This window comes from Ruegeria sp. C11 (genome assembly GCF_056537725.1).
In genome coordinates, this window is record NZ_JBQFSB010000008.1 from 160,427 (window position 1) to 175,745 (window position 15,319).

18 protein-coding genes are annotated in these 15,319 nt (G+C 58.4%); 5 read left to right on the plus strand and 13 right to left on the minus strand.

The features are described from left to right. Nucleotides 1–2 precede the first annotated feature (2 nt). From ACR0NA_RS15615 to ACR0NA_RS15650, 8 genes are all read right to left on the minus strand, one after another. The gene (locus ACR0NA_RS15615; RefSeq protein ID WP_480730388.1) at nt 3–626 is read right to left on the minus strand and encodes a LysE family translocator; all 624 of its coding nucleotides are present in this window, start codon (nt 624–626) and stop codon (nt 3–5) included. Continuing rightward, on the minus strand, nt 626–1,195 hold the full coding sequence (locus ACR0NA_RS15620; protein ID WP_480730391.1) for a helix-turn-helix domain-containing protein: 570 nt from the start codon (nt 1,193–1,195) through the stop codon (nt 626–628). The genes ACR0NA_RS15615 and ACR0NA_RS15620 overlap by 1 nt, the downstream gene beginning before the upstream one ends. A gap of 149 nt (nt 1,196–1,344) precedes the next feature. After that, entirely contained in the window at nt 1,345–2,169 is an 825-nt protein-coding gene (locus ACR0NA_RS15625) for a TonB family protein (RefSeq protein ID WP_480730393.1), read from the minus strand. Continuing rightward, complete coding sequence (locus ACR0NA_RS15630; RefSeq protein ID WP_480730395.1) at nt 2,166–2,561, minus strand: ExbD/TolR family protein; 396 nt, start codon at nt 2,559–2,561, stop codon at nt 2,166–2,168. The genes ACR0NA_RS15625 and ACR0NA_RS15630 overlap by 4 nt, the downstream gene beginning before the upstream one ends. After that, entirely contained in the window at nt 2,558–2,929 is a 372-nt protein-coding gene (locus tag ACR0NA_RS15635) for an ExbD/TolR family protein (protein ID WP_480730398.1), read from the minus strand. Before ACR0NA_RS15635 ends, ACR0NA_RS15630 begins: the two co-directional genes overlap by 4 nt. Then, a complete protein-coding gene (locus ACR0NA_RS15640) occupies nt 2,919–3,587 on the minus strand; it encodes a MotA/TolQ/ExbB proton channel family protein (RefSeq protein WP_480730401.1) in 669 nt (222 codons plus the stop codon). Before ACR0NA_RS15640 ends, ACR0NA_RS15635 begins: the two co-directional genes overlap by 11 nt. Before the next feature lie 4 nt (nt 3,588–3,591). Then, entirely contained in the window at nt 3,592–4,038 is a 447-nt protein-coding gene (locus tag ACR0NA_RS15645) for a hypothetical protein (protein WP_480730403.1), read from the minus strand. Nucleotides 4,039–4,058: 20 nt separating this feature from the next. Continuing rightward, nucleotides 4,059–6,071, minus strand: a complete 2,013-nt coding sequence (locus ACR0NA_RS15650; protein ID WP_480730405.1) for a TonB-dependent receptor domain-containing protein — start codon at nt 6,069–6,071, stop codon at nt 4,059–4,061. Between the two features lie 229 nt (nt 6,072–6,300). On the opposite strand from ACR0NA_RS15650, the gene ACR0NA_RS15655 reads away from it, so the two are divergent. From ACR0NA_RS15655 to ACR0NA_RS15670, 4 genes are read left to right on the plus strand one after another with little or no spacing between them, the layout of a single operon-like run. Next, the gene (locus tag ACR0NA_RS15655; protein ID WP_480730407.1) at nt 6,301–7,356 is read left to right on the plus strand and encodes a hemin-degrading factor; all 1,056 of its coding nucleotides are present in this window, start codon (nt 6,301–6,303) and stop codon (nt 7,354–7,356) included. Then, a complete protein-coding gene (locus tag ACR0NA_RS15660) occupies nt 7,356–8,234 on the plus strand; it encodes a heme/hemin ABC transporter substrate-binding protein (protein ID WP_480730410.1) in 879 nt (292 codons plus the stop codon). Before ACR0NA_RS15655 ends, ACR0NA_RS15660 begins: the two co-directional genes overlap by 1 nt. Before the next feature lie 23 nt (nt 8,235–8,257). After that, a complete protein-coding gene (locus ACR0NA_RS15665; protein ID WP_480730543.1) occupies nt 8,258–9,307 on the plus strand; it encodes a FecCD family ABC transporter permease in 1,050 nt (349 codons plus the stop codon). 3 nt (nt 9,308–9,310) lie between these two features. Next, nucleotides 9,311–10,099, plus strand: coding sequence for a heme ABC transporter ATP-binding protein (locus ACR0NA_RS15670; protein ID WP_480730412.1), 789 nt, complete (start codon nt 9,311–9,313; stop codon nt 10,097–10,099). A 128-nt stretch (nt 10,100–10,227) separates the two neighbouring features. On the opposite strand, the gene ACR0NA_RS15675 is transcribed toward ACR0NA_RS15670, so the two are convergent. Then, a complete protein-coding gene (locus ACR0NA_RS15675) occupies nt 10,228–11,667 on the minus strand; it encodes an aldehyde dehydrogenase family protein (RefSeq protein ID WP_480730415.1) in 1,440 nt (479 codons plus the stop codon). 253 nt (nt 11,668–11,920) lie between these two features. Here ACR0NA_RS15675 and ACR0NA_RS15680 point away from each other — a divergent pair, with 253 nt between their 5' ends. Beyond that, nucleotides 11,921–12,571, plus strand: a complete 651-nt coding sequence (locus ACR0NA_RS15680) for a peroxiredoxin (protein ID WP_170655935.1) — start codon at nt 11,921–11,923, stop codon at nt 12,569–12,571. 69 nt (nt 12,572–12,640) lie between these two features. On the opposite strand, the gene ACR0NA_RS15685 is transcribed toward ACR0NA_RS15680, so the two are convergent. The 4 genes from ACR0NA_RS15685 to ACR0NA_RS15700 all read right to left on the minus strand — a co-directional run bounded on the left by ACR0NA_RS15685 (nt 12,641) and on the right by ACR0NA_RS15700 (nt 15,219). Beyond that, on the minus strand, nt 12,641–13,372 hold the full coding sequence (locus tag ACR0NA_RS15685) for a glycosyltransferase family 25 protein (protein ID WP_480730418.1): 732 nt from the start codon (nt 13,370–13,372) through the stop codon (nt 12,641–12,643). Nucleotides 13,373–13,442: 70 nt separating this feature from the next. Continuing rightward, nucleotides 13,443–14,132, minus strand: a complete 690-nt coding sequence (locus ACR0NA_RS15690; RefSeq protein ID WP_480730420.1) for an outer membrane protein — start codon at nt 14,130–14,132, stop codon at nt 13,443–13,445. Nucleotides 14,133–14,343: 211 nt separating this feature from the next. Next, on the minus strand, nt 14,344–14,703 hold the full coding sequence (locus ACR0NA_RS15695; RefSeq protein ID WP_480730421.1) for a hypothetical protein: 360 nt from the start codon (nt 14,701–14,703) through the stop codon (nt 14,344–14,346). A gap of 12 nt (nt 14,704–14,715) precedes the next feature. Beyond that, entirely contained in the window at nt 14,716–15,219 is a 504-nt protein-coding gene (locus tag ACR0NA_RS15700; protein WP_480730422.1) for a hypothetical protein, read from the minus strand. Between the last annotated feature and the right edge of the window lie 100 nt (nt 15,220–15,319).

Below are 15,319 nucleotides of genomic sequence, written 5' to 3' on the forward strand. Positions count from 1 at the left end.
CTTTATCCCCTTGCTGTGGGCGTGGTGCTGGCCCCCAGCAACACGCCGTAGATGATGAAGCAGGTCGCCATCACCCGGCGCACCCATGTGTTGAAGACGGCCCCCAGCGCGGCCTTTCCCATCAGCGCGCCAAGCAGGGTGAACCCGGTATAGCTGAGCGTCGTGATGATCAGAGCCGTGGGCATAATCACCGCCATCTGCTGCCAGATCGGCACGTCCGGCTGCACGAATTGCGAAAACGCCGCGAGGTATCCGGCAACGCTTTTGGGGTTGATCGTGGCGACGGCCAGCGCGTGCAGATAGATGTGCCGCGCGGGGCGTTCGGTGGCCGGGACTGGCCTTGTGGCATTCATCCAGCCCCGCACGCCCAGCCAGATCAGGAACCCTGCGCCGATCAGCTTGGCGATAAAGAACCCGGTTGATGATGCCGCGATCAGGGCGGTGACACCCAGCGCCGACAGGATCAGAAAGGCACTGGCCTGTGTCAGGATGGCCAGCACACCCAGCATCGCCTTGGGAAACGGCAGGCTCATCCCGTTCGAGATGCAATTGACCGCATTCGGTCCCGGAGTGGTAACGAAAACCACCCAGAACAGCGCGAATATGGTCCAGGCCTCGAAACTCATCAGTACACCGGCGGGGCGATGACCCAGACCGCAACAGCGGGCTCGTCATAGGGGTTGGACCATTGATAGGGTTCGTGCTTGATCCGGAAACTGTCGCCCGGTCCCACGGTGTAGGCACGGCCGCCGATCTTGAGATCAAGCTGACCGGAGACCATGTAACCAACTTCCTGCGTGGGCCGGTTCGCCGGGGTCTGCATGCGGGAATGGGGCTGAAAGGTCGAATGCACCATCTCGAAATCATCGGTCAGGTCGGGTGAGAGCAGTTCTTCGATCAGCCCTTCCTCGCCCGATCCCATGGGGCGGCGCGACCCGGCGCGGACGACATATCCCTGTTCATCGGCGGGTGCCGCGGAATGGGCAAACAGCATCGACATGGGCACACCCAGACATTGGGCAATCTGGCGCAGATCAGAGATCGAGGGCTCGGACATGTCGCGTTCGACCTGGCTGAACCAGCCGACCGACCGATCAAGCTTTGCGGCAATTTCGGCAAGCGTCAGCCCGCGCGCCTTGCGCAGGGCGCGGATATCGGCACCAAGTGTCGCGCTGTGTGGGGCCTGGTCGTTCACCTGTCGCTCCGAATCTCGTGAAATTTTCTCCTCGTTTTTCACCGTGACGCAATCTGATGAAAAAACCAAGCGTTTTTTCACGGAGCATCCAAATCCGGCTGTATCGAGCCAGCGACACAGGTTGGCCAGACTGCCAGAGGACCCGGATGTTACTGACCGACGATCTCGATTGTATAGTTACGTCGGGCACCGGCGGGCGGTGGCGGAAACGGGGCAGCAGTTCTGATCTGCGCCAATGCCACCTGATCCAGACGCTTCGAGCCCGAGCTGCGGCTGATCGACAATGACGCAAGTGATCCGCTATCGGCTATTTGAAACCGGACCACGGCAGTTCCCCGAATGGTGACACTTTTGCGCCGTGTCCGTGAAATTTTCCGCAACACCAGACCTTTGTAATTATCCGCAGCCGCATCGCCCTGCTTGGCCGACGCGACCCGGTTCTGTGTGGCCTTGCTGGAACCGTCCCGTTTGCGGCCTGCGTCGCTGCCCTTTTTGGCGGTTTTGCCTGCGTTTCCCTGTTGCGATGCGACCTGACCCTTGGGTTTGGGGTCTGCTTCAGGCTCAATTTCAGTCTTCGATGTTTTTGCGCTCACAACATTGGTCGATTGCGCAGGCGCCAGGGCTTTTTGCCGAACAGTCGACGAATGAGAGTTTGAATCACGTGGCGCCGTCACCTTGCTGACCCTCGTGGTTCCCTGCAGGGCAGGAGCTTTTGCGTTCGGGCTGAGCGTTTGTTTTTCGGCGGGTTGGGTTGGTTGCGGCGGTTGCGCCTGATGACGCGACGGAGGTGGGGCAGATGCGGCTGCCCCCGCGACAAGATCCTTGAAAGATGACCCGAAGGCGGCGACCTCGACTGACCCGCTGCCCTCGGTTTGTGCGGGTTCTGATGTCGAATAATCCTGCAAGGCCAAACCATGCGTTGCAATGGCAAGGAAGACTGCGATTACAGCCACACGGTACGATGAAGGGATCATTGCAACGCTCTTTCAGTCACCACGAATATCTGTTTTGCGCCAAGCGCCCGCAGATCCGAACTGACCCGGACCAGCTGGATTGCCGGCAGGGACCGATCCGGCACGATCCGTATCGCGTCCAAAGGCAAATCGATCGAGGCCCGGTCAGCATAGGCTGCCGCAGACGTCAGCTCGGCGCCCCGGTATTCCATGGTGCCGTCGGCCCGTATCACCAGAGCATCCGGCGGCTCGCGCCCTTCCAGATCCTGCGTTTGCACAAGCTGCACATCACTGTTCATCGGCGGCGCCAGCGTGCCCGCGATCATGAAAAAGACCAGCAGCAGGAAAACAACGTTGATCAACGCAATCGTCGGTTCCCTGGCATTTTTGGGCCGAGATCCCAGCCGCATCATCCCAACACCCGGGTTTGCAGAAGCTGTACCGGTCGCAGCACTGCCATCAGGTCAATCAATTGCTGCGAGGTGGTTTCCTGCCCAAGGCTGATCACAACGGTCTGAGGTTTATCGGATTGCAGCACTGATGTGACCTGCTGCAGCGATACAGATTGCCCATCAAGCAGAATTTGTTCTGCATTCAGTTTCAGGAACCGAACCGTGCGGTCCGTATCTGCGCCCCCGCCAGTCGAAGACGTCAACTCGATCTCGCCATGTTTGGAAAAGGTCGAGCTCAGCATGAAGAACAGCAACAGCAAAAAGATGACATCGATAAGCGATGTCATCGAAAGGCGCTTGCGCCGCTTCTTCAGCACATCAAGCGCCATGAGCTGCCAGCGCGGTATGCGGCGAACCGACTTCCGGCTCTGACAGGGTATGACCGGGCGCAAATATCGTGCGAAATGCCCGGTTTGCAAAAATGCGCTCACGTCTCATCCGGGCCTCGAACCAGGTCAGGATCATGGATGCGGGCATGGCAACCGCCAAACCGGCTGCAGTCGTCAGCAGTGCCACCCAGATACCCCCGGCCAACAGCGACGGGTCAACGGAACTGCCTGCCCCCTGCAACGTCCGGAATGCGTCGATCATACCGATGACCGTGCCGAACAACCCCAGCAGCGGAGCAAGCTGCGCCACCATGTCCAGCACGTTCAGGCCTTGTTCTAACTGCGCAAACCGGGTTTCTGCCTCGGCATCTGCGCGATCCGACAGGTTTTGCCCGTCACCGGAAAACGCCATCCGTACCACCGGCGCCAGATAGCTGCGGCTTTTGTCCAGATGGGTCCAGGCTTCGCCTTTGTTGCCCCTGTCCCATGCGTCGATGGCCTGAGAAAGTTCCAGATGTCTGGAGACGCCCGCCGCCCTGTATTGCCAGAGCTTGTAAAGAACCAGCGACAGCGTCGCGACGGATGTCGCGATCAGGACGGCCACAACCGGGCCGCCCAGTTCGACAATATTGAGAAGAGATTGTTTGATGTCTGTCATCCCTCTATCCGATCATGTCGATGTTCAGACGGCTCTTGACGCGCAGTGCATCCATGCAAGCATCCGTCGGGCCGCCATTGGTCTGGCATTGTTCGGCCCCGTTGATCAGAACGCGACTGATTTGGTCGCAACTCAGGCCGTCGAACTGAAACTGCCGGACCCTTGGACGCCCAACCGGCAATTGTTTGAAATCCAGCAATGTCAAAAGCGCGACCTGTCCCTCGGCGCCAAACAGAACCGTTTCAAAAACCACCTCGGCGAGGTCGTCATTGGTCGTGTTCTCGGCCACGAAACTCAGAAGGCAGCTTTGCCCGCGCAGCTCTGCCGCGCTGAGTTCAAGGGAAACGCCACCGGTGGGGACAGGTTCCTCGGCGGCGACTGGCCCTGTCCCCACGATAGGGGACAGGGCCAGCAGGGCCGCTAGAACAATGGGATTTGGGGGTGTCGACATGACCGGCCCTTTCGCTTGCCTCAGAAGGTCTTCGCCAGTGTCAGCTTAAAGTTCCGGCCCGGCGATTTGCGGGTCGAAAGGCTGGACTGGTAATCTTTGTCAAAGATGTTCTCGATGCCAACGCGAACCTCGAAACCTTGGAATGCGCCCTCTTGCGGCAGGTACGTGGCACGCAGTGTGTTCAGTCCATAGCCGCCGATTGGATTACCCGACGAATCAAAGCCCGCTCTGGACCCCAGGATTTCCCAGCTGACATCAAGCGTCCGGCCAAACCGTTTGCCGACTGTCAGCCGTGCGGTATCTGCCGGTTCATTGCGCCACCGTGTTTCGGCACCGGTAGCACTGGTTTCCGTGGCTTTGACAATGTTTGCGTTGAAATCGGCGTAAAATCCGCTGGCAACCGCATAGGACGCTTCGATTTCCACACCCTGAGCATTGACCTCATCTGCGCCTGAATAGGACGTTATGTCCCGCAGGGTCGTGTCATAGAGGTTAACCTTGGCGCGCACGACGTCGCCCGAGGCAAAGATATCGCCCTGATTATACGAGAACCCGGCTTCCCAGGTCGTCGATTTTTCGGGTTGCGTCATGAATATCGGCGTACCCAGATCGTCGATGATCGGCAGGCTTTCGGTGTATGCGCCGCCGCCGAAAATCGCGAAACCGCTGGCAAACTCGTATCGCGCTGACAGGCCGCCCATCAAGGCGCTGTTGTCATAGCTTGCGTTTGCAGGAGGGGTCGCGTCGCTGTTGCCCTTGATATCCTGTGTCTCGTACCGCAGCGCTGGTGTGATCGTCAGCTGATCACCGATCTGCATGTCGTCAACCGCAAACACAGCGATCCGGCGGTCGGTACCTCCGGGCGCCGATGCCGCATCAAGCCGGTCCCGATTGATGAATTCGATACCTGTGCGCAGGTCGTGCGATACGTTTCCGGTCTGGAAATACGACGCGTTCTTCACCGTCAGCTTTGTCGTCTCGTATTGATGATCCGCATCGGCCAGAGCCCGAACTGACGGGAAAAAGGGCGTTCCCTCCAAACTCGAGGACCCCTCGACATAAGAACTGTCGATAGTCTGGTCCGAATAGCTGAGGTTGACGTCCAGATCGATCAGGTCATTGCCTGCCGGACGGTACTGATAACGCAAGACGGCAATTTTTGTATCGATGTCGCGGTCCACGTTGCCAAACGCATCGGATGTTGTGCCGAACGAGTCATAAGGCACATCGCGCTCTTCTGACTGGGACTGGTTCCAGGATGCAGTCAGCGAATGTTCGAGGTTGTCGCCAAAACTGTATTTACCCTTGGCCAGAAAGGACGGCAGCGTGAAAGCGCTGTTGCCGATGTCCTGTCCATTGCCGTCCTGCTGAATGTCCTGATCGCGATAGGTATAGTTCAACAGGAACTCGGCCTGCTCGGTCGGCTGCCAGGCCAGGATCGACGACGAGGCAAATCCGTTGCCGTTCGAATACCCCTCCAGCGTTTGACGGAACCGGAATCCCGGCTCGCCTCCGGTAAAGTCGGACGCGTCCTTGGTTTCCAGCTGAACGACACCGCCGACCACGCCCGAACCGTATTCGAACGACCCCACGGTTCCGCGGATCACCGAAACACTTTTGTACAGCTGCGGGTCCGTAAACAACTGGTTGCCGATACGGTACAGCTCCTCGCCGCCAGTCGTCGCACCATCGATAAGGACAAGCACTTTCTGGTCAGTGCCAAAGGTGCCGTTGGCCCCGAAGCCCCGAATGTTGATACCTGAACCTTGCGGGGTCGAACCGTTCACCAGGGTCACGCCCGGCACGCTGTCGATCAGTTCCGCAACTGTGTTGGCCTGCCGGTCGTTGATCTCTTCCTGATCGATGTTGGTCACGGGAACTGCAGTATCCGTCTGAATTTCCCGCTTGCTTTCGCCCAGTTCAAGGGTGCCTAGGAAACCGTCATCCTGTTCCTGCCCCCAGGCTGCGGCTGCCATAAGGCTGAGGCCTGAGGCTGTTCCCCACAGCCTCATCATCTGTAATTGCGCACGCATATCTGTCCCTTCGATACGTACAAGGACCGGAAGGGCTGGCAGGGCGCTGGCGCTGGTCTTTTTTGTTGTTTTTTAAATCCACCATTTGGCGGCTTGTGTTCGTTAATAAAGCTTACTAAATTAGTCAACAATAAATCGGGGCCGTTCTGACGACCCCTGCCAGCATGCGGCTGATATCAGCACTCGCAGCGCCAGCTGATCCAATCCAAAATTTGAAGATGGGAAAACCATGATGGAACAGGCGCTTATGGCACCGGAACAGGTGCGTGCCGCATACAATGAGAACCCCGAACGTCGTGACCGTGATCTTGCTGACTCGCTCGGACTTGCCGAGGCACAGCTGGTTGCCGCTTTTGTTGGCCATGAAGCGACTCGGCTGTCGGCAGATCTTGACGAGATTTTCCCGCGCCTCAACGGGCTGGGTGAGGTTTTGGCACTCACCCGGAACCCGTCCTGTGTGATTGAAAAAGTAGGGCAATACGACAGCTATCATTCCGGCGCGCATGCCTCGATGGTTCTGACCGAAGATATTGATCTGCGCATGTTCCCGAAACACTGGGTCCATGCCTTCGCCGTTGAACGTGAAGGCGATAAGGGAACAAAGCGGTCTTTGCAGTTTTTTGATGCCGCAGGCGATGCGGTGCACAAGATTCATCTGCGTGACGATTCAAACCATGGGCATTGGCACGACCTTGTTTCGGCGCTGAAATCAGAAGATCAGGCGCAGGTGCTGAATGTCGCGCCCCGCCAACCGGCCGAAGCGCCAAAGGCCAACGTCGAAAAGGCCGACGCCCTGCGCACCGAATGGGCAAAGATGACCGATACCCACCAATTCCTGCGCCTGACTTCAAAGCTCAAAATGAATCGCCTAGGCGCATATCGGATCGCTGGCGAGCCATTAGTGCGCGCGCTGGAGGTCAGTGCAATTGAGACGATGTTTGAGCAGTTGCGGGCTCAGCAACTTGAGGTCATGATCTTTGTCGGAAACCGCGGTTGCATCGAGATACACGGCGGGCCGGTCCGGACGATCAAACAGATGGGACCGTGGTTCAATGTTCTCGATCCCCGTTTCAACCTGCATCTAAGATCGGATCACATTGCCGAAGTCTGGGCCGTCACCAAACCGACCCAGCGCGGACCAGCCGTGTCGGTCGAAGCTTTCGATGCCGATGGAGGCCTGATCTTTCAGATTTTCGGACGCCGCTCGGGTGAGACGGACCACCGCCCTGCCTGGGACAAGCTCGTGTCGGGTCTTGAGCCGCTTCAAACGCCGGAGGTTGCCTGATGGGTATGTGGCCCACCGTCCTGAGCGTCGGCTTTGTTGTTGCCGGATGGGCTGCACCACACGCGGCATCTGCACAGGAAACAGAGGCCAATCGCATTATTGCGATTGGCGGCTCCGTGACCGAGATCGTGTATGCATTGGGTCAACAGGATAGGCTGGTCGGACGCGACCGGACGTCAAGCTTCCCCCCCGAGGCACAAGACCTGCCGGACATCGGCTACATGCGCGCGTTGACACCCGAAGGCGTTTTGTCCGTCGCCCCGGACATGATCCTATCAATTGAAGGCGCCGGTCCGCCCGAGGCGATTACCGTTCTCAAGGACGCGGGTGTGGAATTCGTGGAAATTGCTGATGAATTCAGCCGGGACGGCGTGGTGGCCAAGATCAGGGCCGTTGGTGCAGCCCTGAATGAGGAGTCTGCGGCCAATGCACTGGCAGATCAGGTCGGGGCGGAAATTGACGCGGCCAACGCAGCGGCTGTGGCTGCGACCGGGTCCAACCCGATGCGCGTTCTTTTTATCCTGTTTGCACGAGATGACCGGATTCTGGTTGGCGGTACCGAGACACAGGCGGACAGCATCATACGGCTGGCCGGTGGCGTAAACGCTGTCCCGAATGTTTCGGGGTTCAAACCGATCACCCCCGAGGCTCTGGCCGTTGCCGCTCCGGATATCATTTTGATGATGGACAGGGGCGATGATCATGCAACCAGCGAGACCGAGCTTTTCGAACTGCCGGCGCTTGCGTTGACCCCGGCCGGTCGGAACAAAAGACTGGTGCGCATGAAGGGGCTGTATCTTCTGGGTTTCGGCCCCCGGACCGCGTCCGCGATCACTGAACTGTCTGCTGCGTTGCAACGAAACGGGCAAGGCCTGTGACCCTTGTTTCCGGGCATGATGGTATGACCATCCCCTCGGCGGACCGTCGAGCGGCTGCACGAATGATGTCGGTGTTTCTTTTGATGCTGCTCATACTTGTCAGTGTAGCAAGTATTTCCGTTGGTGCGTCATCCGCATCGCTGGGAGACGCAGTAACGGACCTGATAACGGGTCGGGATGTGTCGGATCTGAACAGGATCGTATTGTGGGATATCCGCCTGCCACGTCTGGCGATGGGTATACTTGTCGGTGCAGCCCTGGCTGTGTCCGGTGTGGTGATGCAAGGCCTGTTCAGAAACCCGCTGGCCGATCCCGGGATCGTGGGCGTGAGTGCCGGGGCAAGTCTGGGGGCAATTTCGGCGATCATACTTGGTGCCTATTTGCCCGCAGCAATACTGGGCTGGGTCGGAAATGGGCTTGTCGCATTCGCGGCGTTTTTCGGCGGCTGGGCCTCAGTCCTTGTTCTTTACCGGGTCTCGACCCGGCGCGGTCAGACATCAGTGGCGACCATGCTGCTGGCTGGTATCGCGCTGGGCGCGTTGTCCGGCGCAGTTTCGGGCGTTTTGGTCTACATGGCCGATGATCAGCAGCTGCGTGATCTGACCTTTTGGGGAATGGGGTCGCTGGCAGGCGCAACATGGACCAAGGTTGTGACCGTCGCGCCGATTATCCTGATCGCCATCGTCTCCGCGCAATTTCTGGCCCGCGCGCTGAACGGCATGGCCATGGGAGAGGCCGTTGCACATCATATCGGCATCCCGGTCCAACGCAGCAAAAGCCTTGCCATTCTGGCGGTGGCCGCCGCGACAGGTGCCGCCGTGGCGGTGTCGGGTGGTATCGGGTTCGTAGGGATTATCGTGCCGCATCTGCTTCGCATCGCAACGGGCCCCGATCACCACAGACTGCTGCTGAATTCCGCACTTCTGGGCGCCAGCCTGCTGCTATGCGCCGACATGACCAGCCGCATCGTCGTCGCACCCGCCGAGTTGCCGATCGGTATCGTGACGGCCGTACTCGGGGCGCCGGTATTTCTGTGGATTCTGCTGCGACGCCACGGGATGATGGGAGCGTAAGCAATGAAGGCCGAAAACATTCACGTCCGGCTGGGCGGCAAGGAAATCCTGCGCGATATTGAATTTAACGCGCAGCCCGGACAGGTGACCGCGATCATTGGTCCGAACGGGTCGGGGAAATCTACCTTCCTCAAGGTGTTGTCGGGTGAAATCGCCACATCGGGCAGGGTCCTTCTCAACGGGCGGGACATTTCGGCGCTGAAGCCTTGGCAATTGTCGGCAATGCGCGGCGTCTTACCCCAATCCTCGACTGTTGCCTTTCCATTCAACGTTCTCGAAGTTGTCCGGCTTGGGCTGGCAGACGGATTGGCCGCGACAAACGACCATCTACCGTCCCGGGCCCTCGCTCACGTTGACCTCAGAGGGTTCGAACACCGTTCGTATCAGGATCTGTCCGGAGGTGAACAGCAGCGCGTGCAAATGGCGCGGGTACTGGCGCAAATCTGGGACGCCCAGCGTCATGATCAGCCCAGATGGCTGCTGTTGGACGAACCGGTTGCCAGTCTGGACATCGCCCATCAGTTTACGGTTCTGGACATCGCCAAGGATTTTGCCGCCCGGGGCGGCGGCGTGATTGTGGTGATGCACGACCTGAACCTGACCGCATTGTTCGCAGACATGATCTGCGTTCTGTCGCAGGGTAAGGTTTGGGGGTTCGGAACGCCTGCGGATGTTCTGACCGATGAGATGATGACAGATGTTTATCGGATCAACGCGAAAATCAACAAACTGCCGCCGACCCATGTGCCATTCGTGCTGCCGCAAACGGTGAAAGCAGTTTGTGCCACCTGAGTTCGGTCGCGAACGCCGAACTTCCGCAAGGATCAGAATGCGACATAGTCAGTGATTTGCCGCCATAGGTGACGAGGTTTGCAAGGCGTATAACAACGCCTTGCAATTATTCATGCAATTCCCTCAGCCTATTCGGCGGCCCAGCCACCAACCGCCTTGACCTCCAGAAAATCCTCAAGCCCCCAGAGACCGCCTTCGCGGCCGTTGCCGGATTGCTTCATGCCACCAAAGGGAGAACCCGCAGCGCGGGACTGGCCGTTCATCTCGACCATGCCTGACCGCAGTTGCCGCGCCATGCGGTTGGCCCGCGCGGTGTCCTGCGTCTGCACGTAATTGGTCAGGCCATAAGGCGTGTCATTGGCGATCTCGACAGCCTCTTCCTCGGTATCAAAGGGGATCATGGTCAGGACCGGGCCAAAGATTTCCTCGCGCGCGATGGTCATCTGGTTGTTGGCATCGGCAAAGACGGTGGGGCGCACGTAATAGCCCTTGTTCAGGCCCTCGGGCCGCCCGGTGCCCCCGGCAACCAGTCGCGCGCCTTCGTCGATGCCCTTCTGGATCAGGTCCTGAATCTTGCCCCACTGGACCTCGTTGACCACCGGTCCGATATGGCGGCCTTCGTCCAGCGCGTTGCCGACCGAAACCTTGTCGGCCACTTCTGCCGCCATCTCGACCGCCTGATCATAGATCGGGCGCTGTACCAGCATCCGGCTGGGGGCGTTACAGCTTTGGCCGGTGTTGTTCATCATATGCAGGACGCCGCGCTTGACGGCCTTTTCATCCGCATCAGCAAAGACCACGTTGGCGCCTTTGCCGCCCAGTTCCAGATGCACCTTCTTCAGCGTATCGGCGGCGTTTTTGGAAATTGCCGTGCCGGCGCGAGTCGAGCCGGTAAAGCTGACCATATCCACATCCCTGTGGCCCGACAGTTGCGAACCGACGCCCACACCGTCGCCGTTCACAAGGTTGAAGACACCCGGTGGGAACCCTGCCTCATCCATCATCTCGGCAAAGATCATCGCGTTCAGTGGGCTTTGCTCGGACGGTTTCAGAACCATCGTACAGCCCGCAATCGCGGCGGCACCGACCTTGAGCGTGACCTGATTCATCGGCCAGTTCCATGGTGTGATCAGCGCGGCCACACCCACAGCTTCATGGATGATCCGGTCATTCGGCGCGTGATCGCCAAGCGGGCGCTCGAACTGAAATTCTTTGGCGGCCCTGATAAAGTTCTTAAGGTGCCAGATACCCGCGCCGACCTGCTGTGTGCGCGACATGTCGATGGGCGCGCCCATCTCAAGCGACATGGCACCGGCCAGATCCTCGCCCCGGGTCTTGTAGATATCGACCAGCTTTTCGACCAGCGCGATACGTTCTTCCGGCGGGGTTGCCATCCAGCCGGGCAGGGCGGCTTTTGCGGCAGCAACGGCGGCATTGGTGTCTGCTTCCGAACCCAGTGAGATCACCGCACAGGGTTCCTCGGTCGACGGGTTGATGACCTCAAAGTCGTTGGGTGTGGCGGGTGCGACCCACTTGCCGTTGATGTAGAAGTTGCGTTTGTCGATCATGGCTCTCCCTCCCGATCAGAATCCTTTCGACCGCGCGGTCGGTTTTACGGGGCCACTCTGTCATCCCCGAAACAAGGGGGCAAGTGGGGGTTGGAAATATGATCAAAAATTAAGTTCGACCGAGTACCGGGCTTTTCCAAGGCCAATGAGTACGATTTTTCATCGCAGACGGGTGCGGATGCTTTAACGTGGCGTCTGAGTGATTAGGTTGTCACCAACCGACTCGGATATTTCACGCGAAAGGAGATGAACCATGGGTTTGCGTATTAACGATACTGTCCCGAATTTCACCGCAGAAACGGATCAGGGCACCGTTCAGTTCCATGACTGGATCGGCGACAGCTGGGCGATCCTGTTCTCGCACCCCAAGGATTTCACCCCCGTCTGCACCACCGAGTTTTCGGCTGTGGCCCAGTTGAACGACGAATGGGCCAAGCGCAACACCAAGGTTATTGGTGTCTCGGTCGATGGGGTTGAGGATCACAAGAAATGGAAAAAGGATATCGAGGCATATGGTAATGCCAACCCCGGTTTCCCGATCATCGCCGATGATGGTCTGGCCGTTTCCAAAGCCTTCGACATGCTGCCTGCCGAGGCCTATCTGCCCGATGGCCGCACCCCGGCGGACAGTGCGACCGTGCGTTCGGTCTTTATCATCGGGCCGGACAAGCAGTTGAAGCTGTCGATGACCTACCCGATGACCGTCGGCCGTAACTTTGCCGAAATTCTGCGCGCGCTGGACGGGCTGCAGATGACAGCCAAGGGCGTAGCGACACCTGCGAACTGGGTGCCGGGCGAGGATGTGATCATTCCGCCTGCCGTGTCCAACGAGGAAGCCAAAGAGAAATTCGGTGAGTTCGAGACGATCTTCCCGTATCTGCGCAAGACCAAGGCACCGTCGTAAGGCGGGACCGGGGCAGGGGGGCTGTTTGCCCCCCATCGCGCATAGGCGCGATTCCCCCCTAGAGTATTTTCAGCCAAATGAAGCAGGTGGACGCTGCGGATGCAGGTGCAGCTGCGCTCTGTAAGCTGCGCGTTTGAATTCGCGGGTCAGCTTGTCGCTGAGTGGCGGTTTAGTCTGAATGGTTGATCCGCCGATCTCTCCGGCCACTTCCTGATTACCTGTGCCCAAAAGGGCGTGGATGGGCTGGCCGGTGATCCAGTGCATTTGCAGAAACGTGTCCACAGGGCGGTCGATCCGGTCGGTCGCGTCCAGCAGGCGTTTGGCGGCGTGGCGGCCCACGACCTGACAGACGCATTGCAGGCCGATCACGCGCGGCAGGATCAGACGCATGTCGTCCTGACCGGCAATCGTCTGGGCCGGTGTTTCGCGTTGTTTTACCGGCAGGCGGATATAGTGATCCGGTGTTGCGAGGGGGCGCAGCAGTTCCAGCGCCCGGGTGATTTTAGCCGGATCAACCCGCAGATCGTCCTCGGTGATGATCGCCAGATCGATCTTGTCCTCGACCAGCTTGCGCCAGATGCGCCGATGGCTTTCAAAGATGCCGATCTCGGCCGGGCGCAGCGGAAACGGATAGCGGGGCCGATGCAGATTGCCAGGGTGGAGTTCAACGCCTGCGATCTGGTCGGGATCACGCCCGTTCACGGCCTCGAACAACTCGGCATTTGGCAGATCCGCGCACAGCTGCTCGGCGTTGGGGCGGCGTTTGGTGCTGGACGACATATGGATGATGAATGAGCGCATGCCCCCGTGCATAGAACACGGGGACATGCTGGGGAAGAGAAACCGGATCGAAACGCTTCCCCGTTTGTGTTCAGAAGCTGTAGCGAAGGCCAAAGTTGAGGCTGAACGTATCCAGATCGTCTTCAAACGTACCGGTTGACGTACCATTCGGCGCAAGGCGTTGGGAGGAGACGTCGAAGGCGCGGGAATAGCGGGCGTCGACCGTGAACGCGGTCGAGTCGCTGATGTCATAGGCGACACCGGCAATCAGCTGGGCCGCGAAATTGGTGTCGCTGTCGTCCAGCGCCACACCCGGCCCGTAGACGAAATCCAGATCGGAATAGGTCGCACCCACACCGAACCCGACAAAGGGTGTGATCGCGCCGCCTTGTTTGAAATCAAACAGAAGGTTGGCGAACAGCGAGGTCTGGCTGACATCGCCCGATACATTCCCTTCAGCCCCCGGTCCGTTGCCGGTGAAATTCACCGCGTCCACGTCATTGTCGCGATAGGACAACTCCAGCTCGATCCGGGTGCCGATGCTGTCATTCGACCATGCGGGGATTTCGGTGCCGACGGCCACACCCAGTCCAAAGCCGCCGTCAAATTCGGTATCCACTGATTGGGTTCCGCCCCCGATCGAGCCGGAAAAGTCGCTGTCCTGTAACTGGCTGTAGCCTGCGAATCCCTGAATATACACGCCGTCGGGAAGGGTTTGGGCGGCCAATGTAGAGGCGCTGAGGGTCAGGGCCGCAGAGGCGAGAATGAGACGGGTTTGCATGGTCATGTCCTTTGTTCCGCAGAATACATGACGCACATGTGGGCGACGCACGCGCGAAAGAAAGCCACTAAGGCTTCACTTCGATTCACAGGTTTTTTGGGTGGTGTGAGGGGACTGGTCCGGCGCGGCGGTTCAGACACCGTGAGTGGCCATCATTAAAACTTTCCCGACGGTTTGCCGCCGTCTGACCGGTTGTTCAGTTGCCGGAAAGCTATTGCTGCGGCGGCAGCGGCAATTTTAGCGGTACTCCGACACTGCTGATTGCCGAATTGATCGCCCCCCATACTTCGCCCACAATCAGATTCCAGGCCTTTTCGATGGTAAGCACCGTCAACAGTGCCAGATCGCGGGCGAAAAGCTCGACATGTTTTTTGAGCCTTTCGATGAAACGATTGAACATCTGGTTGTTGGTTTTGAGGATTCCAGAAACCCGTTCGCGCGAAATCACGACAGCCAGTTCCGCGATGTTTTCCGACTGGTTCTTTGCAAATGTACGGACACTGGCAAACCCGTTACCAAGTTCGTTGCTGAGTTCACCCAAGATGTTGGATACGATTTCAGATACTTTCATGAGGTCAATTCCTTATCGCTTCAATGCTGCTTCAACGATCAGCGTAGGTTCGATCGCTGCGGTGTAATCCTTTAAAAAAAGCTCAACGGTTCCGGGTTGTAACGTGCCGAGACGGTGGGTGTCTCGCAGATCGGAAAGACTTTCGACAACCAGTTGGAGTTTTTCCGGCGTGGTATTGAGACACTTTTGCGGTGTGCTGTCCCGGCAGACTTCCTCAAGCAGTGGTGACTGCGCGAACCGAACACCCAGCGGAGGTGTCGGGCGGGCTTTGGCCTTGTCCCGCGTTGCGCCGAACGCACCAATTATCGCATCGTATTTTTCCGAGTATGTGCTGAAGCTGCAAGAGTTTGGACAACTGCTCAATCCGCTGAATACGGCAAGTGTCCTTTCGTGTGTAGCATTCAGTTTTTCCTCCAGCTCCGCGTCATACGATGGCACCGCCTGTATCGTGCAAGCGGTTGTCACAAGTAGGAAACCAATCAGGACCGACCTGGTTCGATAAATGGGATTTGGCATAATACTCTCCAGAAAATATCAACTAGAATACGATCCCGATTGATTTTCAGGCAAGAAAAAAGGCCCCGGTCGGAAACCGGGGCCTTCGTGATCATGAGGG